Below are 21,667 nucleotides of genomic sequence, written 5' to 3' on the forward strand. Positions count from 1 at the left end.
ATTAACGTACCTTCAGCGTTGCCAGGCCAATCAGCACCAGCATCAGCGAAATAATCCAGAAGCGCACAATGACGCGCGGCTCCGGCCAGCCTTTCAGTTCATAGTGGTGGTGAATCGGCGCCATACGGAAGATGCGCTGACCGCGCAGCTTGAAGGAGCCGACCTGCAAAATCACCGACAGCGTCTCAACCACAAACACGCCGCCCATGATCACCAGCAGGAACTCCTGGCGCAGCAGCACGGCAATAATGCCCAGCGCGCCGCCCAAAGCCAGTGAACCGACGTCACCCATAAAGACCTGAGCCGGATAGGTGTTGAACCACAGGAAGCCAAGACCCGCACCGACAATCGCCGTACAGACGATCACCAGTTCACCCGCATGACGCAGATAAGGGATGTGCAGGTAGTTCGCAAAGTTCATGTTACCGGTCGCCCACGCCACCAGCGCAAAACCGGCCGCCACGAAGACGGTAGGCATGATTGCCAGGCCATCCAGACCGTCGGTCAGGTTAACGGCGTTACCGGTGCCGACAATCACAAAGTACGCCAGCAGAATGTAGAACAGACCCAGCTGCGGCATCACGTCTTTAAAGAACGGCACGACCAGCTCGGTCGCTGGCGTGTCTTTCCCGGCAAGATACAGTGCGAAGGCCACGCCCAGCGCGATCACCGACATCCAGAAATACTTCCAGCGGGCAATCAGGCCTTTGGTATCTTTGCGGACGACTTTGCGGTAATCATCGACGAAACCGATGATCCCGTAACCCACCAGTACCGTCAGCACACACCAGACGTACGGGTTGGACGGGTACGCCCACAACAGCACGGAAACGACGATGGCAGTCAGGATCATGATCCCGCCCATGGTCGGCGTACCGCGCTTGCTGAAGTGCGATTCCGGGCCGTCGTTACGCACAACCTGGCCGAAAGAGAGCTTTTGCAGACGGGCAATCATGCGCGGGCCCATCCACAACGAGATGAACAGCGCAGTCAGCAGGCTGACGATGGCGCGAAACGTCAGATATGAAAAGACGTTAAAGCCTGAGTAATATTTGACCAAATGTTCGGCCAGCCAAACTAACATGTCCCGTTCTCCTGTAATGCGTGCACAACCTCTTCCATGGCGGCACTACGTGAACCTTTCACTAACACTGTCACAATTTGTTTTTCTGTCATTAATGCCTTAAGGCGCTCAATCAAGGCGGCTTTATCGGCAAAATGCTCGCCAACGCCGCTGGCCTGGCTAATCGCCTGGCTCAATTTTCCTGTGCTCAGTACACAGTCCAGCCCCGCCGCTTTCGCCGCTTCACCGACCTGGGTATGACAGGCTTCGCTTTCGTCGCCCAGTTCTGCCATGTCGCCAACCACCATGATGCGGTAGCCCGGCATTTCAGATAACACCTGCACCGCCGCCGTCATCGAGCCAACATTCGCGTTATAAGAGTCATCCAGCAGTAGCTTGTTTTCCGAAAGCTGAATCGGGAACAGGCGTCCCGGCACGGCTTTCAGGTTCGCCAGCCCGGCTTTGATTGCCGCATGTGAAGCGCCCACCGCCGTTGCCAGCGCCGCCGCCGCAAGGGCATTGGCGATGTTATGGCGACCCGGCAGCGGCAGCAGCACCTCCACGCCACCCGTTGGGGTAGTGAGGGTGAACTCGGTGCCGTGCGACGTCACATGGATATTGGTCGCCGTAAAATCACTGTTGGCCGCATTTGGTGAGAAGCGCCAGGTTTTACGCGCACCAATGATGCTCTGCCAGTTAAGCCAGTCGTTGTTATCGGCGTTCAGAATGGCAATACCGTTATCCGGCAGGCCGGTGTAAATTTCACCTTTCGCTTTCGCCACGCCTTCCAGCGAGCCAAAGCCTTCCAGGTGCGCAGCCGCGAGGTTATTCACCAGCGCCGCTTCCGGGCGAGTCAGGCTCACGGTCCAGGCGATTTCACCCTGGTGGTTTGCGCCTAACTCGATCACCGCATAGTCATGCTCTTTGGTCAGGCGAAGCAATGTCATCGGCACGCCGATGTCATTATTGAGGTTGCCCGCGGTATAAAGCGTATTGCCGCACTGGCTGAGGATCGCCGCCGTCATCTCTTTCACTGACGTTTTGCCTGATGACCCTGTCAGCGCGACGACGCGAGCCGGCACCTGCTGACGAACCCAGGCAGCCAGCTCACCGAACGCGAGACGCGTATCTTTCACCACAACCTGCGGCAGATCGATATCAAGCTTGCGGCTGACCAGCAGCGCACCGGCGCCGTTCTCTTTGGCCTGCTCGGCAAAATCATGCGCGTCAAAACGCTCGCCTTTCAGCGCCACAAAGAGACAGCCTGCGGTGACTTTACGGGTGTCCGTCGTCACGGCATCGATGGTCAGGTCTTGCCCGTGCAGGTCGCCGTGCAGTACTTCTGCGGCCTGGCTTAAGGAGAGGCTAATCATGCGACAACTCCCAGCAGGCGAGCTGCCGTTACGCGATCCGAGTAGTCCAGACGGCGATTGCCAACGATCTGATAATCTTCATGGCCTTTGCCCGCCAGCAGAACAACATCATTCTCCTGCGCCTGCATGATGGCGTTCGTCACGGCTTCAGCACGGCCTTCCACGACGCGCGCGCGGCCTGCGTCCAGCATACCCGCCAGAATGTCATTAATGATGGCGCGCGGCTCTTCGGTACGCGGGTTGTCATCGGTGACAACCGGAATATCCGCGAACTGTTCCGCAATCGCCCCCATCAGCGGGCGTTTGCCTTTGTCGCGATCGCCGCCGCAGCCAAACACGCACCAGAGCTTACCGGTACAGTGCAGGCGCGCCGCTTCCAGCGCTTTTTCCAGCGCATCCGGCGTGTGGGCATAATCAACCACAACGGTCGGCTTACCCGGCGCGCTAAATACTTCCATACGGCCACAAACCGGCTGCAGTCGCGCGGCGGTTTTCAGCAGTTCAGCCATCGGGTAACCCAGCGCCAGCAGCGTTGCCAGGGCCAGCAGCAGGTTGCTGACGTTAAACGCCCCCATCAGGCGGCTTTCAATTTCGCCTTCCCCCCAGGAAGAGGCAAAGCGGATGGTCGCCCCGCTGTCGTGATAATTCACCTCAACCGCCTTCAGCCAGCGGCCGTGGCAGTTCGGATTGATATGGTCTTCCATCGAGACGGCAACCGCATCCGGCAGCTTCGCCAGCCAGCGGCGGCCCACTTCGTCGTCGGCGTTGATGATGGCCTGACCGTAATGGTGAGTAGAGAACAGCAGCCATTTCGCGGCTTCGTAGTGCTCCATATCGCCATGATAATCAAGATGGTCGCGGCTCAGGTTGGTAAACACGGATGCAGCAAATTTCAGCGCCGCGACGCGGTGCTGTACCAGACCGTGCGAAGAGACCTCCATCGCGGCGAAGGTTGCGCCCTGCCCTGCCAGACCGGCAAGCACGTGCTGTACGTCAACCGCCGAGCCGGTGGTGTTTTCCGTCGGGCTCACTTTGCCCAGCAGACCGTTACCCACGGTCCCCATCACCGCACCGGTTTCACCCAGCAGCTGTGCCCACTGCGCCATCAGCTGCGTGGTGGTGGTTTTACCGTTCGTACCCGTTACGCCAACCAGACGCAGCTGGTCGGAAGGTTCGTGATAAAAACGTCCCGCCAGTGCGGAAAGACGTTCGTTTAACTGGCTGAGATAGATGACCGGCACGCCGTGCATTTCACGGATCTCACCGTCGGTTGCCTCATATTTGGCCTCAGCAATAATGGCAGCCACACCTTGCGCAATCGCCTGCGGGATATAACGACGCCCGTCCGCCTGATGACCGACCACCGCCACAAAAAGATCGCCAGAAGCCGCTACGCGGCTGTCCAGTACCATCTCTCGCAGTGCTCGCTCCGGTGCATTTGGCACCCACGGAGCGAGAAGGTCGCGCAAATTACGATCTGCCACCTGTACCCTCGCCTTGATTAATTACAAATTCACTTTTTTCGCCCGTCGCCAGCGCATCCGGTTCAATGTTCATGGTGCGTAACACGCCGCCCATGATGGCCCCGAACACAGGCGCGGAGACGGCGCCGCCGTAGTATTTACCCGCCTGTGGATCGTTTATCACGACCACCAGCGCAAAACGCGGATTGCTTGCAGGCGCAACGCCTGCGGTATAGGCAATGTATTTGTTGATGTAGCGGCCGTCTGGCCCCACTTTTTTCGCTGTACCGGTTTTAATGGCGATACGATAGCCTTTAATCGCCGCCTTCACGCCGCCGCCGCCCGGCAGCGCCACGCTTTCCATCATGTGCACCACGGTACGAACGATGGATTCCGGGAAGATACGCTCGCCCGGGACCGGTGGATCAACTTTGGTAATCGACAGCGGGCGATAGACGCCATAGCTGCCAATCGTTGCGTAGACTCGCGCTAACTGTAACGGGGTTACCATTAGCCCGTAGCCGAAAGAGAAGGTGGCCCTCTCTATGTCAGACCACCGTTGTTTTTGAGGATATAAGCCACTGCGTTCTCCGACCAACCCCAAATTGGTCGCCTTTCCCAGTCCAAAACGTGAGTAAGTCTCTACTAACGCTGAGGACGGCATCGCTAACGCCAGCTTTGAAACACCGACGTTACTCGACTTCTGTAACACCCCGGTCAGGGTCAATTCGCTGTAGCGCGCCACGTCTTTTATCTCGTGGCCGTTAATACGGTATGGGACAGTGTTCAGGACCGTGTTTTCATTGACAATACCGCGCTGGAGCGCGGTCATCACCACCATCGGCTTCACCGTGGAGCCGGGTTCGAACACGTCGGTAATTGCCCGGTTACGCATGGCATCTTTTGCGGTGCCGGTAAAGTTGTTCGGGTTGTAGGACGGGCTGTTGGCCATCGCCAGCACTTCACCGGTGCTGACATCCACCAGCACGGCGCTGCCTGACTCCGCCTTGTTGAACGCCACCGCGTTGTTCAGCTCGCGGTAGACCAGCGCCTGCAGGCGCTCGTCGATACTCAGGGCCAGGTTATGCGCTGCCTGACTATCCGTGGAAGAGATATCTTCGATGACGCGCCCGTAACGGTCCTTACGCACGATTCGCTCGCCCGGCTGGCCGGTGAGCCACTTATCGAAGCTTTTCTCAACGCCCTCAATCCCCTGGCTGTCGACGTTGGTAAAGCCAATGAGGTGAGCGGTTACTTCGCCGGATGGGTAGTAACGGCGGGATTCTTCACGCAGATGAATACCCGGCAGCTTCAGTTTGCGAATGTAGTCCGCCATGTCAGGGTTAACCTGACGCGCCAGATAGATAAAACGTCCTTTCGGGTTCGCGTTAACGCGGGAAGCCAGCTGATCCAGCGGCATTTTCAGCGCATCAGAGAGGGCTTTCCAGCGGTTATCAAGGGTAATGCCACCGGCGTCGTGCAGCTCTTTCGGATCGGCCCAGATCGCTTTCACCGGCACGCTCACCGCCAGCGGACGACCGGAGCGGTCGGTGATCATCCCGCGGGACGTGGAAACCTCCTGCACGCGCAGAGAGCGCATATCGCCCTGGCGTACCAGCATGTCAGGGGCGACGATTTGCAGCCAGGCCACGCGGCCCAGTAGAAAACCCAGCGCCAGTAAAATGCAGCCGCAAAGCAACGCAAAACGCCAACTGATAAAGTTGGCCTGTTCTTCCTGACGTTTTGGTTTTAGCGTTTTTGCCGCTGCTTTCATGCGTCGCGTTTTCCCTTATTTTTGTACTACGATATTTTCCTGTGAAGGATCCACATGCTGCAGCTGCAGCTTTTCCGTTGCGATCCGTTCAACCCGGCTGTGATCGCCGAGCGCGTTTTCTTCAAGGATCAGATTTCGCCATTCAATATCCAGCGCATCGCGTTCCAGTACCATCTGCTCGCGTTGCGCAGTCAATAAACGTGTGTGGTGGGCGGTGGTGACCACCGTCACAGCCGTGACAATGATGCAAATGAACAGACAGAGTGGCAGTTTCCCAAACCGCAAAAGATCGTCGCCGATCACGCCAGGCAAGGCATGGCGCTCGTTGCTTCCTAACGAATCCTTAACTTTGCTTAGGGTCTCTGTCACTCTGCCGATCATGCGTTCGTCCTCTCTGCAACACGCAGCACTGAACTACGGGCGCGTGGATTCTCTGCCACCTCTTCTTCGCCCGGCATCAACTTGCCTAATGCTCGCAACTGACGGCCACCCAGTTTCCTGAGTTGTTCTTCCGTCATCGGCAGCCCCGCTGGTACCTGTGGACCGCGGCTTTGTTCACGCATAAAGCGTTTAACAATACGGTCTTCCAGCGAATGGAAGCTGATGATGGATAACCGCCCACCCGGGGCCAGCACGTCGAGCGAGCTTTTTAGCGCCAGCTCTATTTCCTCCAGTTCACTGTTTACCCAGATGCGAACCGCCTGGAAGGTACGGGTCGCGGGATGTTTGTGCTTATCCTTCACCGGTGTTGCCGCCGCGATCACCTCGGCCAACTCTTTGGTGCGGGTCATCGGCTCAATGCGATTGCGCTCAACAATGGCGCGCGCAATACGTTTGCCAAAGCGCTCTTCGCCGAAGGTTTTGATGACCCATGCAATATCCGCTTCGTCAGCGGTCTGTAACCACTCGGCGGCAGACTGGCCGCGAGTCGGGTCCATACGCATGTCCAGCGGACCATCACGCATAAAGGAAAAACCGCGTTCAGCATCATCAAGTTGGGGTGAAGAGACGCCAAGATCGAGAAGAATCCCGTCGATCTTGCCCGTCAGGCCGCGCTCAGCCACATAGTCCGCGAGCGCAGAAAAGGGTCCATGCACGATGGAAAAGCGTGGGTCATTGATAGTCTGTGCAACGGCAATTGCCTGCGGATCGCGATCGATTGCCAGCAGACGCCCCTCCTCACCCAGTTGGGAGAGGATCAAACGCGAGTGACCACCGCGACCAAAAGTGCCATCAATGTAGATGCCATCCGGACGAATATTCAGGCCGTTAACGGCCTCGTCCAATAACACCGTTTTATGTTTATAATTTTCCATCATATTTATAGAGACAAGTCCTGCAGCCGTTCCGATAATGTCGCGGAATCAGACTGCTCAGCGTCGATATCTTCCTTGACCTGTTGATACCAGGTCGTTTCATCCCACAGTTCAAATTTGTTGAACTGCCCGACCAGCATCACTTCTTTGGTCAGACCGGCATGTTGCCGTAACACAGGCGCGATCAGTAATCGCCCTGCGTTATCCATCTGACATTCACTGGCATGTCCCAATAACAACCGCTGCACGCGGCGTTCCTGCGGGTTCATGCTCGACAGTCGCGACAGCTTTTGCTCAATAATTTCCCATTCAGGCAGGGGGTAAAGCAGCAGGCAGGGGGAGTTAATGTCAATGGTGCAAACCATTTGACCCGCAGCGTTCTCAATCAGCTGGTCGCGGTATCGGGTTGGTACCGATAAACGCCCTTTACTGTCGAGATTGACTAACGTAGCTCCACGGAACATGCCAGTCTCACCCCTCCTCACCACTTTAACCCACAAATTCCCACCTAAAGGAGTTTACGGAGCGAGGGAAAAGCTTGTCAAGCCAGGACTCTCGGCATAAGGACTCGAAAGCCCTCTATTTACAGAGATAAACAGTCCTGGTTAATAACTGCACAACTGGCGAGGCAAAATTAACGTTATGAATATTTGTAAGAAAAAAACCGAATATGCACACTAGCGTTAAGGCTCACTCAATATCATCGCAGATAAATATAAAGTGTCAGTTTGCGACGCGGGCAGCATTTTATGACAGATTCTCAGGGGATGACAGCGCCAGATTCACTCAGGCGAGCGGTAAGCGCAGTGGTTATCGCGTAAGCTGTCAAAGGAAGAGGAAAAAACGTCTGAATATTCATCGACCGAAGAGGGTTTGTAACAAAATAATACAAAGAGTGCCGTTTAAAATCGCTGAGATGTTGTTTAAAGGGCAATTTAAAAGCCAAAATGAATAAAGAAAAATAGGCGATTATGATCTCCCAAGAATTATCCTAATTTCTCTCCGGGAATTATCTGCACGAATTATTGCAGCAAAAAGGGGCAGATTTCGCCGCCCCGGTCATTTCATTTTTGGCGGCTTAAAATTCCGCGATGGTAGAGGTTACGTTTGATACGCGTCAGGCCCGGCTTCGGTTTGCGGGGTTCATCCAGACTCGCCAGCACAATCTCCAGCACGCGTTCAGCCACATCGCGATGGCGCTGTGCAACCGCCAGCACCGGGCACTGAAGGAAGTCGAGCAGCTCATTATCCCCGAACGTGGCAATCGCCAGATCGGAAGGCAGTTTACCTTCACGACGTAAGGTCACATCCATGACACCCTGCAAGAGCGCAAACGAGGTAGTGAACAGCGCCTGAGGCATTGGATGCGTTTCCAGCCATTTTTCGAACAGCTGCGCGGCGGCTTCACGTTCGTAGCTGTTGGCATAGAGGTAGTGAACCTCGCGCGGATCGTCTTTCCATGCCGTTCTGAATCCCTGCTCGCGCAGGAAGCTCACGGAAAGTTCAGGCAGCGCGCCAAGATACAGCACCGTTTCCGCCGGGAACGTCCGCAGCTCTGCGGCCAGCATTTCGGCATCATCCTGATCGGCACCCACCACGCTGGTGAAATGCTCGCGATCGAGGGCACGGTCAAGCGCAACGATCGGGAACGGATCATTCGCCCAGCGCTGGTAGAAAGGATGCTCCGGCGGTAAGGAGGTCGAAACAATAATGGCATCCACCTGGCGCTGAAGCAGATGTTCAATGCAGCGCATTTCGTTATCAGGCTGGTCTTCCGAGCAGGCAATCAACAATTGATAGCCGCGCTGACGCGCCTGACGTTCAAGATAGTTGGCGATACGGGTATAGCTGGTGTTTTCCAGATCCGGGATCACCAGACCAATAGAGCGGGTGCGCCCGGCGCGTAGACCGGCTGCGACAGCATTCGGATGGTAGTTATGTTCACGAACCACCGCCATAACTTTTTCAACGGTCTTGTCGCTGACACGGTACTGCTTTGCTTTACCGTTAATCACATAGCTGGCCGTTGTTCGTGACACGCCGGCTAGCCGGGCGATTTCATCCAGTTTCACAATTGCCCCTTAAAAAAAGAAAAGAGTCCATGGCCCTGTCAAGGTTATGGTTAAATCTTTTAACATCTAAACGCAGAAAAGCCTTCGCGGCAACCGCTTTTATCTGCGTTGTCGGCTGATTACGCAAAAAAAAGCCCGGCTTTGGTGACCGGGCAGAAAGAGGCGAACCTTTTTGACAACTAACGCATGATTTTCTCGCCGCGTGACAGACCCACAACACCCGATCTCGCCACCTCGACAATTTTTGCGACATCCCGTACGGACGCCAGGAACGCATCCAGCTTGTCGCTCGTCCCGACCAGCTGAACGGTATAAAGAGAAGGCGTGACGTCGATAATCTGTCCGCGGAAAATATCCGCATTGCGTTTGACTTCTTCACGCCCGTAGCCGCTGGCCTGAATTTTCACCAGCATGACCTCACGTTCAACGTAGGCCCCTTGCCCCAGCTCGCTCACGCGCAGCACGTCGACCAGCTTATGCAGCTGTTTCTCAATCTGTTCAAGCACCTTAGCGTCGCCAACGGTTTGGATCGTCATGCGCGACAGCGTTGGGTCTTCCGTCGGGGCGACGGTCAGGCTTTCAATGTTATAACCGCGCTGCGCAAAAAGGCCAATGACGCGCGACAGTGCGCCAGACTCGTTTTCCAGTAAAACTGATAATATCCGGCGCATATCAGGTTCTCTCCGTTTTGCTTAACCACATTTCATCCATACCACCACCCCGAATATGCATCGGATAGACGTGCTCGGTTCCATCAACAATCACATCCATAAAGACGAGGCGGTTGTTTTTAACGTGCTCAAGCGCTTGTGCGAGCTTCGTTTCCAGCTCGGCCGGATCGGTTACCCGCATGCCAACATGGCCGTAAGCTTCAGCAAGACGAACAAAATCCGGCAGCGATTTCATGTATGACTGTGAGTGACGGCCAGAATAAATCATATCCTGCCACTGCTTCACCATGCCGAGGTAGCCGTTATTCAGGTTCAGCACGAGAACCGGCAGTTCATACTGCAGCGCGGTAGACAGTTCCTGAATGTTCATCTGGATACTACCGTCTCCGGTCACGCAGACGACGGTTTCATCCGGCAGCGCCAGCTTCACGCCCAGTGCGGCAGGCAGACCAAAGCCCATGGTGCCTAAGCCACCCGAGTTGATCCAGTGTCGCGGTTTATCAAACGGATAATACAGGGCAGCAAACATCTGATGCTGGCCCACGTCTGAGGTCACATACGCTTCACCTTTCGTCAGTCGCCACACCGCTTCGATGACCGCCTGCGGCTTAATGTTTTCGCTCTGCGTGTCATATTTCAGGCACTGACGCGCGCGCCACTGTTCAATCTGCTGCCACCAGTCGCGGATCTCATCCAGCGGCTGGGTCGCTTTCTCCTGGGCCAGCAGATCCAGCATCTGTTCCAGAACCTGACGGGCATCACCGACGATCGGCACATCAGCCGACACCGTTTTAGATATTGACGTCGGATCGATATCAATATGCAGCACGGTGGCATTCGGGCAATATTTCGCCAGGTTGTTGGTGGTACGATCGTCAAAACGCACACCGACGGCAAAGATCACATCGGAGTGGTGCATCGTCATGTTGGCTTCATAGGTACCGTGCATACCCAGCATACCCAGCGCCTGGCGGTGGGTGGCGGGAAACGCCCCCAGCCCCATCAGCGACGACGCAACAGGAAGGTTGAGTTTTTCAATCAGTTCACGAAGCTGGGCTTCACAGGCTGCATTGATCGCTCCGCCCCCGACATAGACGACCGGTTTCTTGGCTGCCAGAAGCGTTTGCAACGCCCGCTTGATCTGACCTTTATGCCCCTGCGTTGTCGGGTTGTAAGAACGCATGCTCACCGATTCCGGCCAGACGTAAGGCAGCTTGTTTGCCGGGTTCAGAATGTCTTTAGGCAGATCGACCACCACCGGTCCCGGGCGTCCGCTTGCCGCCAGCCAGAAGGCTTTTTTCAGTACGCCGGGAATATCTTCGGTTTGCTTAACCAGGAAGCTGTGCTTCACCACGGGACGCGAAATCCCAACCATGTCGCACTCCTGAAAAGCATCGTAGCCAATCAGCGAGGTGGCTACCTGCCCGGAGAGGATCACCAGCGGGATAGAGTCCATATACGCCGTCGCAATGCCGGTAATGGCGTTTGTCGCGCCGGGGCCGGACGTGACCAGGACCACGCCCACTTCACCCGTCGCACGCGCCAGGCCGTCGGCCATATGTACGGCCGCCTGCTCGTGACGTACCAAAACATGGTCAATGCCCCCTAACGTATGGAGGGCATCATAAATATCGAGGACCGCGCCGCCAGGGTAGCCGAACACTTGCTTTACGCCCTGATCGATCAGCGACCGGACGACCATTTCCGCGCCAGACAACATCTCCATGCTTTGCCTCCAGGCATTTTGTTATAGACGGACTGCCGAATTCATTTCCGCACCGTCTTACGATTGGGATGAACCAATCTTATATTTTGCAGAGTGTTCTTTACCTTAACCGCTCGTTATGAGGCAGGCAATTAGCAAACCCGGGGAGATAAACGGTGCGTAAAGCAGAAAACGCAGCCGTTAACAGAAGATATGGTTAATTCCTCTGAGAATAGAGGGCGGTGTGATAAATCATCGCTGAAAAGCAGGACAATGCAGGAAATCATCTATTTTTGCGTGCCGAAGAGCCGCCCGAAAAAAAGACTCACAGAACAAAATAGCAACTATCCAAAAAAACTCAGGATAAATCACATGATCCGATGCGATTTATCCCGATGCGTTTACCGGCGACAGATACCAACCAGCAACTCTTCCATCCACTGGTGTCCTTTATCCCGTCCGGCCGCTTCATGCCAGGAGAGATAACAGGTTCGGCTATTTAACTTGAGCGGCAGTGGCAAAATTTGCAGATTTAATGGGTCAGAAAACTCTTCTGCCAGCCAGCGCGGTGCAATCGCCACCAGCTGTGTCTGGGAGACCACGTTTAATACGCTGACCATAGCCATGCCCTGATAAGCCACGCACGCCTGTTTATCCGCAGTGTCATACCACGGCAGGCTAAAGGAAGCATATCTGTCGAGAGCAACAACGGCGTGCTGTTCGTTATAAACATCGTGTTCTCGCAGCGGAGAATTGAGACGTGGGTGTTTTTTACTGGCGACAAGAACCATTTCATCTTTAAAGAGCGGCACGCAGGAAAATTCCGGACGACGGAACTCTTCATACCCCAGCACGAATTCGATCTCCTGATAGCGTAACTGATGTTCCGTGTTTTGATTCAGGGATGATTTAAAAACCAGATTGATATTTGGTGCGATTTCTTCAACTTTATTATAAATAATCGACGTTAAATAATTATCTAATGGACTGCAGACACAAAGATGGAATACGCGCTCGCTGCTCAAGGGTTCAAAGCCCGATCCCGGCAGCTCATTTTGCACCAACTGCAACGCCTGGCGGATGGAACCGAACAACTGGAATGCGCGTGCCGTAGGCTGGATCCCCCTCCCGTAACGAACGAATAATTCGTCGTTAAACATGAGCTTGAGTCTGGCAACGGCATTACTCACAGCAGGTTGCGACATCCCCAACGCCTGGGCGGCGCGGGTGATATTCTGTTCCTGCATGACCGCATCAAACACCGTCAGAAGATTAAGATCCACCGTGCGTAACTGCGGTTTAATCCCATCAGTAGCTTGAGGTTGTTTAATATTATTTTCTGGCACTTCTGACTCCACTGTCACGCTAAACTCCCTTTGCCAACGTACGCTAATCATCTCGAAAAATATGATTTATCATGCAAATACGATCAGCGAAAGAGAATTATTTAAAATTCAGAATATATAAAGACGCTATATAAACGAAAAGAAAATAGCGCAAATGATATGTTTGACTTTAGGATTAAAATGAAACCATAAACCAAACAAATACACAATGACCGCCAGGTTAATGATGACTTAAGTATTATTAAACTGTTATCGCCACCGCTCTGCAGTTAGTTAATAACATGTTATCTCTTTTCGTTTTTCAGCGAAGCGCAATAGATTCACCATAATTATAACTTAATGATATTAAAACCCTTTACGTACAGAACATTCTCAGTAACGCGCGTCACTCATTTGAAACAATTATATTTATTTGTTTCTGCAACTGTTTTCTTCAGTCCAAAATTAGACAATTAGTCGGGTCGTAAAAGCCAAAACCAGCACAATTAGCTAAAGTAATTATCCTGCTGATTACGCCCGTCGGGCCCGTTTTTATCATCAGGGGTTGACATCAACTGGCGTATCCAGTACCACTAAAAGCATATTGAATTTAACGGAGCACGATTCATGATTCGCACCATTCGTTTCACCGGTCTACTACTACTAAACGCATCCACTGTGCGCGGTAGACTGGCGGGCGAAATTCAGCGTTGAATCGTCACCAGTAAGACTAAAAACCCGCGCCACTGCGCGGGTTTTTTTATGCTCGTAGCAAGGCGCCCTAAGACTGACAAGGACCTAACCCATGAGCCAGCAAGTCATTATTTTCGATACTACTTTACGTGACGGTGAACAGGCATTACAGGCAAGCCTGAGTGTAAAAGAGAAACTGCAGATCGCGCTGGCTCTCGAACGTATGGGTGTCGACGTGATGGAGGTGGGTTTCCCGGTCTCGTCTCCGGGTGATTTCGAATCCGTCCAGACTATCGCCCGCACCATTAAAAACAGCCGCGTGTGCGGTCTGGCACGCTGTGTTGAAAAAGATATCGACGTCGCGGCTGAGTCGCTGAAAGTGGCCGAAGCGTTCCGTATTCACACCTTTATTGCCACCTCACCTATGCACATTGCCACCAAGCTGCGCAGTACGCTGGATGAGGTGATTGAGCGCGCGGTATATATGGTGAAACGCGCACGCAACTACACCGATGACGTTGAATTCTCCTGTGAAGATGCGGGCCGCACGCCGATTGAAGATCTGGCCCGTGTGGTGGAAGCCGCCATCAATGCCGGCGCCAAAACCATCAACATTCCGGACACTGTCGGCTACACCATGCCGTTTGAGTTCGCCAATATCATCACCGGCCTGTATGACCGCGTACCGAACATTGATAAAGCGATTATCTCCGTCCACACCCACGATGATTTGGGTCTGGCCGTGGGCAATGCCATCGCAGCCGTCCACGCCGGCGCGCGTCAGGTAGAAGGCGCGATGAACGGTATCGGTGAACGCGCGGGCAACTGCTCGCTGGAAGAAGTGATCATGGCGATCAAAGTGCGCAAAGACATCATGGACGTGCACACCCGCATCAATCACAACGAGATCTGGCGCACCAGCCAGACCGTCAGCCAGATTTGCAACATGCCGATTCCGGCCAACAAAGCGATCGTCGGCACGGGCGCCTTCGCGCATTCCTCCGGCATTCACCAGGATGGCGTGCTGAAGAACCGTGAAAACTACGAAATTATGACCCCGGAATCTATCGGCCTGAATCAGGTCCAGTTGAACCTGACCTCCCGTTCCGGCCGTGCGGCGGTGAAGCACCGCATGGAAGAGATGGGTTATAAGGACAGTGATTACAACATGGATCAGCTGTACGACGCTTTCCTGAAGCTGGCCGATAAAAAAGGTCAGGTGTTCGACTACGACCTGGAAGCGCTGGCCTTTATTAACAAGCAGCAGGAAGAGCCAGAGCACTTCCGTCTGGATTACTTCAACGTGCAGTCCGGCTCCAGCGACATCGCCACTGCCTCTGTCAAGCTGGCCTGCGGTGATGAAATTAAGGCCGAAGCGGCGAACGGAAACGGCCCTGTGGATGCCATTTATCAGGCGATCAACCGCGTCACCGAGTACGACGTTGAGCTGGTGAAATATGACCTGACGGCCAAGGGCCACGGCAAAGATGCGCTGGGCCAGGTCGACATTGTTGTGACCCACAATGGCCGCCGTTTCCATGGCGTGGGCCTGGCGACCGATATCGTTGAATCCTCCGCGAAAGCGATGGTGCATGTGCTGAACAACATCTGGCGCGCCGCCGAAGTCGAAAAAGAGTTGCAACGCAAAGCTCAGAATAAAGAGAACAACAAGGAAACCGTGTAATGTCGAAGAATTACCATATTGCTGTGTTACCGGGCGACGGTATTGGCCCGGAAGTGATGGCACAGGCGCTGAAAGTACTGGAAGCCGTTCGCGCGCGTTTTGCGATGAAAATCACCACCAGCCACTACGATGTGGGCGGTATTGCGATTGATAACCACGGTACGCCACTGCCGAAAGCGACCGTGGAAGGCTGTGAAAATGCCGATGCCGTGCTGTTTGGTTCCGTCGGTGGCCCGAAGTGGGAACACCTGCCGCCTGCAGAGCAGCCAGAGCGCGGCGCGCTGCTGCCGCTGCGTAAACATTTCAAGCTGTTCAGCAACCTGCGTCCGGCGAAGCTGTATCAGGGCCTGGAAGAGTTCTGCCCGCTGCGCGCGGATATCGCCGCCAACGGCTTCGACATTCTGTGCGTGCGTGAACTGACCGGCGGGATCTATTTCGGTCAGCCAAAAGGGCGCGAAGGCAGCGGCCAGCATGAGAAGGCGTTCGACACCGAGGTGTATCACCGCTTCGAAATTGAACGTATCGCCCATATCGCCTTTGAGTCAGCGCGCAAGCGCCGCCATAAAGTGACCTCCATTGATAAAGCGAACGTGCTGCAGTCTTCCATCTTGTGGCGCGAGATCGTCAGCGAAGTCGCGAAGCAGTACCCGGACGTTGAGCTGTCGCACATGTACATCGACAACGCGACCATGCAGCTGATTAAAGATCCGTCCCAGTTTGACGTGCTGCTGTGCTCCAACCTGTTCGGCGACATTTTGTCAGACGAGTGCGCGATGATCACCGGCTCTATGGGCATGCTGCCATCCGCCAGCCTGAATGAAGAAGGTTTTGGCCTGTACGAGCCGGCAGGCGGTTCCGCGCCGGATATTGCGGGCAAAAACATCGCTAACCCGATTGCGCAGATCCTCTCTCTGGCCCTGCTGCTGCGCTACAGCCTGGATGCAGGCGATGCAGCAACCGCAATTGAAAATGCCATTAACCGGGCGTTAGAAGAAGGCGTTCGTACCGGTGATTTATCACGCGGCGCGGCGGCAGTCAGTACCGATGAAATGGGCGACATTATTGCCCGCTATGTCGCTGAAGGGGTGTAATCATGGCCAAAACGTTATACGAAAAATTGTTTGATGCGCACGTTGTCTACGAGGCACCAAACGAAACCCCACTGCTGTACATTGACCGTCATCTGGTACACGAAGTGACCTCTCCTCAGGCATTTGACGGCCTGCGCGCGCACAAGCGCCCGGTACGTCAGCCGGGTAAAACCTTCGCGACGATGGATCACAACGTTTCCACCCAGACCAAAGACATTAATGCCTCGGGTGAGATGGCGCGTATCCAGATGCAGGAGCTGATCAAGAACTGCAACGAATTTGGCGTTGAGCTGTACGATCTGAACCACCCCTATCAGGGCATCGTTCACGTGATGGGGCCAGAGCAGGGAATTACCCTGCCGGGCATGACCATCGTCTGCGGCGACTCCCATACCGCAACCCACGGCGCGTTTGGCGCCCTGGCGTTCGGGATTGGCACGTCTGAAGTTGAACACGTGCTGGCGACGCAGACCCTGAAGCAGGGCCGCGCCAAAACGATGAAGATTGAAGTGAAGGGCAAAGCGGCACCTGGCATTACCGCGAAAGACATCGTGCTGGCGATCATCGGTAAAACCGGCAGCGCAGGCGGTACCGGCCACGTCGTTGAATTCTGCGGCGACGCGATTCAGGCGCTGAGCATGGAGGGTCGCATGACCCTGTGCAATATGGCCATTGAGATGGGTGCCAAAGCCGGTCTGGTCGCGCCAGATGAAACGACCTTCAACTATGTGAAGGGCCGTCTGCACGCGCCGAAGGGCCAGGATTTTGACGACGCGGTAGCGTACTGGAAAACCCTGAAAACCGACGACGGGGCAACGTTTGATACCGTTGTCACGCTGCAGGCAGAAGAGATTGCCCCTCAGGTGACCTGGGGAACCAACCCGGGCCAGGTAATTTCCGTCAACGACGCCATTCCCGATCCGGCCTCCTTCGCCGATCCGGTCGAGCGCGCCAGTGCGGAAAAAGCGCTGGCCTATATGGGGCTGAAACCCGGCGTACCGTTGACCGACGTGACCATTGATAAGGTATTTATCGGCTCCTGCACCAACTCCCGTATCGAAGATTTGCGTGCGGCGGCAGAGATTGCCAAAGGCCGTAAAGTCGCACCGGGCGTGCAGGCGCTGGTGGTTCCAGGCTCCGGTCCGGTGAAAGCCCAGGCGGAAGCCGAAGGTCTGGATAAGATCTTTATCGAAGCAGGCTTTGAGTGGCGCCTGCCTGGCTGCTCCATGTGCCTGGCCATGAACAACGATCGCCTGAATCCGGGTGAGCGCTGTGCCTCCACCAGCAACCGTAACTTTGAAGGCCGTCAGGGCCGCGGTGGGCGCACCCATCTGGTCAGCCCGGCAATGGCCGCCGCTGCGGCAGTCACCGGTCATTTCGCCGACATTCGCAGCCTGAAATAAGGAGACAATCATGGCAGAGAAATTTACCCAACATACGGGCCGTGTTGTCCCGCTGGACGCCGCTAACGTTGATACGGACGCGATCATTCCTAAGCAGTTTTTGCAGAAGGTGACCCGCACTGGCTTTGGCGCGCACCTGTTCAACGACTGGCGTTTCCTGGACGATAAAGGCGAGGTGCCTAATCCGGAATTCGTTCTGAACTTCCCGGAGTACAAAGGCGCATCCATCCTGCTGGCGCGGGAAAACTTTGGCTGCGGCTCGTCGCGTGAACACGCCCCCTGGGCGTTGACAGACTACGGCTTTAAGGTGGTCATTGCCCCCAGCTTCGCGGATATCTTTTATGGCAACAGCTTCAACAACCAGCTGCTGCCGGTGACGCTGAGCGACGAACAGGTCGATGAATTGTTCGCGCTGGTTAAGGCAAATCCGGGCATGTCGTTTGAAGTGGATCTGGAAGGGGAAGTGGTGAAAGCCGGGGATAAAACCTACAGCTTCAGCATTGATGCCTTCCGTCGCCACTGCATGCTGAACGGTCTGGACAGCATTGGTTTAACTCTCCAGCACGAAGACGCCATCTCCGCGTACGAGAAAAAACAGCCTGCGTTTATGGGCTAAAGACAATGGCCCGCAAAAAGCGGGCCATTGATTTGTTTCGTAAAGCCGCCTTCCAGAATCAGACATCCTTAACCCGGCAAGTCAGCCCAAGCGTAACCACCGAAATCGCGGCAATCACCCAGTAAACTGAGCCATGCCCGTAACTTTGCGCCAGCGCCCCCTGAATCACCCCCGCCAGGATCACTCCGGTCGAAATGCTGTTGGTAAAAAGCGTGGTCGCCGACCCGGCGCGGCCCGGCATTAAATCCTGGAACCAGAGCATGCCGATCCCGGCAACGATGCCAATAAACACAGCATTAAACAGCTGCAGCGCCAGCAGCGCTTCACGCGAATGGAAAAGGATCAGTCCCGCGTAAAACAGCACCCCGGCCGCCACGGCGACGATCATCATCCGACGCTTCCCAAAGCGCTTAACGTAATAGCCCGCCAGAATCATCGCCGGAATTTCCAGCCCGGCAGCGGTGCCCATTAAGATCCCCGCGAGCTTGTCCGGTAAGCCCAGATCGCTGCTGATCCACAGCGGCATGTCGATGATGTACATGGTGTTGCAGGTCCACATCAGCGTGGAGGCAATAAACAGCATGCGGACGTTTTTGTCCTGCCAGCCGCTCACCTGGGTGAGCGGTTTATCCGCTGTCTGTTCGACGCGCGCCACGGACGGCAGCGCAAAGGCTATCAGCGCCAGGCTGATGACAAAAATCCCGGCCGCGATGGAGAACATCGCGGTAAAGCCGTAGTTCAACGCCAGCATGAAGGCCAGCGGCGGGCCAATGACCCACGCCAGCGAGAGCTGGGCACGCATCACCGAGCTGAACATCACCACTTCCCGCGCCGAGTTATCCGCGTATTCCCGGGCCAGCGCAAACAGCTGCGGCATGGCGGTGTTCGCAAGAGAGGCCAGCAGCACGCCGCAGGTAATGAGCGTCAGGTAATGGCGGTTAAAGGCAAAGAGCAGCGCGTTGCCCACGGCCATGGCGCAGCAAAAGAGGATCAGCTTACGACGATCGCCCTGGCTGTCCGATCGTTTCGCCAGCGCGAGGCTGACCAGGATCCCGGCAATCGCGTTGACGGTATAAAACAGCCCCACCCAGAACGGCTGTGCCCCCACCTCGCGGCTGAGAAACAGGCTCAGCGTCGGCGCCTGCAGCGCTCCCGCCACGCCCATCATAAAGGCCACCAGCATAAAAGCGGCATACACGCCGTTCAGGCGTCGCCCCATCGTCATCAACCACAGCATGCGCAAGTCCTTGTGAAAGCGAATCGAAATTGGGTGAAAGAATAAACGAAAAAAGCCAGCAAAAACATTTTGCTGGCGGGTGATTAGCACCAATACTCAGTCACACATGATCGAGGCGAGTCAGCGAGAAGAGGCCGGTTTCGTAACGTCCCACTGCATCAGTTCTTCTAACATTTTCAGCCGTTGCTCTGCACACGGGCGGGCCAGCCAGGACGATCCTTTTGTCGCTGAAAAGTACTGCTGATAAAACTGACGTGCGGTAGACCTCTTCATCATTTACCTCCTCGCTTCATCGGGAAGCATTATTGGCCTAATATAGGGATTAATAAATTGCTGGTTTTTTGTCAGGAGTTCCTCTTTTATGCCTTCCGGTCGTCTGCAGCAACAATTTATCCGCCTCTGGCAGTGCTGCGAGGGGCAATCGCAGGAAACCACGCTCAACGAGCTGGCTGACCTGCTTAGCTGTTCCCGCCGCCATATGCGCACGCTGCTCAATACCATGCAGCAGCAGGGGTGGTTAAGCTGGGAAGCGGAGGCGGGACGCGGGAAACGCTCGCGGTTGACCTTTCTCTACACCGGGCTGGCATTGCAGCAGCAGCGTGCAGAAGACCTGCTCGAGCAGGACCGTATCGATCAGCTGGTCCAGCTGGTGGGCGACAAGGCCGCCGTGCGCCAGATGCTGGTCTCCCATCTCGGACGCAGTTTTCGTCAGGGCCGACACATTCTGCGGGTGCTCTACTACCGTCCGATGAAAAATCTGTTGCCCGGCACGGCGTTACGGCGTTCTGAAACCCACATGGCCCGACAAATCTTCAGCGGCCTGACGCGGATAAATGAGGAAAACGGGGAACTGGAGGCGGATATCGCGCACCACTGGCAGCAGCTTTCCCCGCGCCACTGGCGCTTCTTCTTACGCCCCGGCATCCACTTTCACCACGGTCGCGAACTGGAGATGCACGACGTCATCGCCTCTCTGGAACGCGCCCGCAGGCTGCCGCTCTACTCGCATATTTCGCGCATCCACTCCCCCACGGCCTGGACGCTGGATATCGAGCTGGCGCAGCAGGACAAGTGGCTTCCCTGGCTGCTGGGCTATGTGCCGTCGATGATTTTGCCCGCCGAGTGGGAATCACTGAACAATTTTGCCAGCCTGCCGATTGGCACCGGGCCCTACTCCGTCTCCCGCAATAACAGCAACCAGCTGAAAATCCGCGCGTTCGATGACTACTTTGGCTATCGGGCGCTGATCGACGAAGTGAACGTGTGGGTATTGCCGGATCTCAATGAAGACCTGAGCTGCGGGCTGACGCTTGAAGGTCCCACCACCGGAGAAAAGGCCGTGGAGAGCCGCCTGGAGGAGGGCTGCTACTATCTCCTCTTTGACCGCCGCACCCACCGTGGGGCAAACCCGGCTGTCCGCAAGTGGATCAGCCACGTGCTGTCTCCTTCCAATCTTATCTACCATGCGGAAGAGCAGTACCAGACATACTGGTTCCCGGCGTACGGCCTGCTTCCGCGCTGGCACCATGCCCGACCAACGCGCTGCGACAAACCCGCAGGGCTGGAGTCCATCACCCTGACCTACTACCGCGAGCATGTTGAGCATCGTTTTATCGCCAGAATCATGACCCGCCTGCTGGCAGCGGAGGGGGTCAGGCTGGACATCAGGGAAGTGGACTATGACGAATGGCATCAGGGGGAAATCGCCAGCGATATCTGGCTCAACAGCGCTAACTTTACCCTGCCGCTCGATTTTTCCCTCTTCTCGCATTTGTATGAAGTCCCGCTGATCCAGCACTGCATCGACCGGGACTGGCAGCAGGATGCCGCCCTGTGGCGTGCGGGCGAGATGAATCTTGCCGTATGGTGCCAGCAGCTGCTGGCCGAACAGGCGATCGTCCCGCTGATCCACCACTGGCTGATGATCCAGGGCCAGCGCAGCATGCGCGGCCTGCGGATGAACACCCTGGGCTGGTTTGATTTTAAATCCGCCTGGTTTGCGCCCCCGGAGCCATAACGCTTTCGTAATATTCACCAAATCATTACAATAGCGTCGTTCTCAACGGGGTGCTGCATCACAGATGTGCGCTGAGATAATACCCGTCGAACCTGATCCGGATAACGCCGGCGAAGGGATTTGAGGCTGTCGCTCAAAATCCTTTGCCACTCAACCCTGAGGTG

The 21,667-nt window shown here is 55.5% G+C and carries 19 protein-coding genes and 1 riboswitch; of the genes, 6 read left to right on the forward strand and 13 right to left on the reverse strand.

What is annotated here, in order from left to right:
• Position 1: 1 nt before the first annotated feature.
• From mraY to leuO, 11 genes are all read right to left on the reverse strand, one after another.
• The gene (mraY, locus tag LLF79_RS18575) at positions 2-1,084 is read right to left on the reverse strand and encodes a phospho-N-acetylmuramoyl-pentapeptide-transferase (RefSeq protein ID WP_008501985.1); all 1,083 of its coding nucleotides are present in this window, start codon (positions 1,082-1,084) and stop codon (positions 2-4) included.
• The gene (gene murF, locus LLF79_RS18580; protein WP_023293291.1) at positions 1,078-2,436 is read right to left on the reverse strand and encodes a UDP-N-acetylmuramoyl-tripeptide--D-alanyl-D-alanine ligase; all 1,359 of its coding nucleotides are present in this window, start codon (positions 2,434-2,436) and stop codon (positions 1,078-1,080) included. The genes mraY and murF overlap by 7 nt, the downstream gene beginning before the upstream one ends.
• Positions 2,433-3,920: a UDP-N-acetylmuramoyl-L-alanyl-D-glutamate--2,6-diaminopimelate ligase gene (gene murE / locus LLF79_RS18585; protein WP_227880133.1), complete on the reverse strand. Its 1,488-nt coding sequence runs from the start codon at positions 3,918-3,920 to the stop codon at positions 2,433-2,435. The genes murF and murE overlap by 4 nt, the downstream gene beginning before the upstream one ends.
• On the reverse strand, positions 3,907-5,673 hold the full coding sequence (locus LLF79_RS18590; protein ID WP_008501988.1) for a peptidoglycan glycosyltransferase FtsI: 1,767 nt from the start codon (positions 5,671-5,673) through the stop codon (positions 3,907-3,909). Before LLF79_RS18590 ends, murE begins: the two co-directional genes overlap by 14 nt.
• Positions 5,674-5,688: 15 nt before the next feature.
• Complete coding sequence (ftsL, locus tag LLF79_RS18595; protein WP_008501989.1) at positions 5,689-6,054, reverse strand: cell division protein FtsL; 366 nt, start codon at positions 6,052-6,054, stop codon at positions 5,689-5,691.
• Positions 6,051-6,992: a 16S rRNA (cytosine(1402)-N(4))-methyltransferase RsmH gene (gene rsmH / locus LLF79_RS18600; RefSeq protein WP_021240527.1), complete on the reverse strand. Its 942-nt coding sequence runs from the start codon at positions 6,990-6,992 to the stop codon at positions 6,051-6,053. The genes ftsL and rsmH overlap by 4 nt, the downstream gene beginning before the upstream one ends.
• Positions 6,993-6,994: 2 nt before the next feature.
• Positions 6,995-7,453 carry a division/cell wall cluster transcriptional repressor MraZ gene (gene mraZ / locus LLF79_RS18605; RefSeq protein ID WP_021240528.1) on the reverse strand — a complete coding sequence of 153 codons (459 nt, stop codon included), beginning with the start codon at positions 7,451-7,453 and terminating at the stop codon, positions 6,995-6,997.
• Positions 7,454-8,053: 600 nt separating this feature from the next.
• Positions 8,054-9,061: a catabolite repressor/activator gene (gene cra / locus LLF79_RS18610; RefSeq protein ID WP_008501993.1), complete on the reverse strand. Its 1,008-nt coding sequence runs from the start codon at positions 9,059-9,061 to the stop codon at positions 8,054-8,056.
• A gap of 179 nt (positions 9,062-9,240) precedes the next feature.
• Positions 9,241-9,732 carry an acetolactate synthase small subunit gene (ilvN, locus tag LLF79_RS18615; protein WP_008501994.1) on the reverse strand — a complete coding sequence of 164 codons (492 nt, stop codon included), beginning with the start codon at positions 9,730-9,732 and terminating at the stop codon, positions 9,241-9,243.
• Position 9,733: 1 nt separating this feature from the next.
• Positions 9,734-11,458 carry an acetolactate synthase 3 large subunit gene (ilvI, locus tag LLF79_RS18620; protein WP_227880134.1) on the reverse strand — a complete coding sequence of 575 codons (1,725 nt, stop codon included), beginning with the start codon at positions 11,456-11,458 and terminating at the stop codon, positions 9,734-9,736.
• Positions 11,459-11,838: 380 nt separating this feature from the next.
• The gene (gene leuO / locus LLF79_RS18625) at positions 11,839-12,783 is read right to left on the reverse strand and encodes a transcriptional regulator LeuO (RefSeq protein WP_025912169.1); all 945 of its coding nucleotides are present in this window, start codon (positions 12,781-12,783) and stop codon (positions 11,839-11,841) included.
• A 606-nt stretch (positions 12,784-13,389) separates the two neighbouring features.
• On the opposite strand from leuO, the gene leuL reads away from it, so the two are divergent.
• The 5 genes from leuL (at position 13,390) to leuD (ending at position 18,249) form a co-directional block, all read left to right on the forward strand.
• Complete coding sequence (gene leuL / locus LLF79_RS27085) at positions 13,390-13,476, forward strand: leu operon leader peptide (protein WP_071530973.1); 87 nt, start codon at positions 13,390-13,392, stop codon at positions 13,474-13,476.
• Between the two features lie 91 nt (positions 13,477-13,567).
• Positions 13,568-15,139, forward strand: a complete 1,572-nt coding sequence (gene leuA / locus LLF79_RS18635; RefSeq protein ID WP_021240530.1) for a 2-isopropylmalate synthase — start codon at positions 13,568-13,570, stop codon at positions 15,137-15,139.
• A complete protein-coding gene (leuB, locus tag LLF79_RS18640) occupies positions 15,139-16,230 on the forward strand; it encodes a 3-isopropylmalate dehydrogenase (RefSeq protein ID WP_021240531.1) in 1,092 nt (363 codons plus the stop codon). The genes leuA and leuB overlap by 1 nt, the downstream gene beginning before the upstream one ends.
• A 2-nt stretch (positions 16,231-16,232) precedes the next feature.
• Positions 16,233-17,633 (forward strand): 3-isopropylmalate dehydratase large subunit, encoded by a 1,401-nt coding sequence (leuC, locus tag LLF79_RS18645; RefSeq protein ID WP_008501999.1) that lies wholly within the window; start codon positions 16,233-16,235, stop codon positions 17,631-17,633.
• Positions 17,634-17,643: 10 nt separating this feature from the next.
• Positions 17,644-18,249, forward strand: a complete 606-nt coding sequence (leuD, locus tag LLF79_RS18650; protein WP_023324149.1) for a 3-isopropylmalate dehydratase small subunit — start codon at positions 17,644-17,646, stop codon at positions 18,247-18,249.
• 58 nt (positions 18,250-18,307) lie between these two features.
• Here leuD and LLF79_RS18655 read toward each other — a convergent pair whose 3' ends face one another.
• Together LLF79_RS18655 and sgrT are read right to left on the reverse strand one after the other, a co-directional pair.
• Positions 18,308-19,486, reverse strand: a complete 1,179-nt coding sequence (locus tag LLF79_RS18655; RefSeq protein ID WP_032664609.1) for a sugar efflux transporter — start codon at positions 19,484-19,486, stop codon at positions 18,308-18,310.
• Between the two features lie 120 nt (positions 19,487-19,606).
• Positions 19,607-19,759, reverse strand: a complete 153-nt coding sequence (gene sgrT, locus LLF79_RS18660; RefSeq protein WP_008502002.1) for a glucose uptake inhibitor SgrT — start codon at positions 19,757-19,759, stop codon at positions 19,607-19,609.
• 88 nt (positions 19,760-19,847) lie between these two features.
• On the opposite strand from sgrT, the gene sgrR reads away from it, so the two are divergent.
• Entirely contained in the window at positions 19,848-21,503 is a 1,656-nt protein-coding gene (gene sgrR, locus LLF79_RS18665) for an HTH-type transcriptional regulator SgrR (RefSeq protein WP_023326690.1), read from the forward strand.
• 36 nt (positions 21,504-21,539) lie between these two features.
• A riboswitch (TPP riboswitch) is annotated at positions 21,540-21,640 on the forward strand.
• Positions 21,641-21,667: the final 27 nt, after the last annotated feature.

It is taken from the genome of Enterobacter cloacae complex sp. 2021EL-01169 (assembly GCF_020733125.1).
GTDB lineage: Bacteria > Pseudomonadota > Gammaproteobacteria > Enterobacterales > Enterobacteriaceae > Enterobacter > Enterobacter roggenkampii.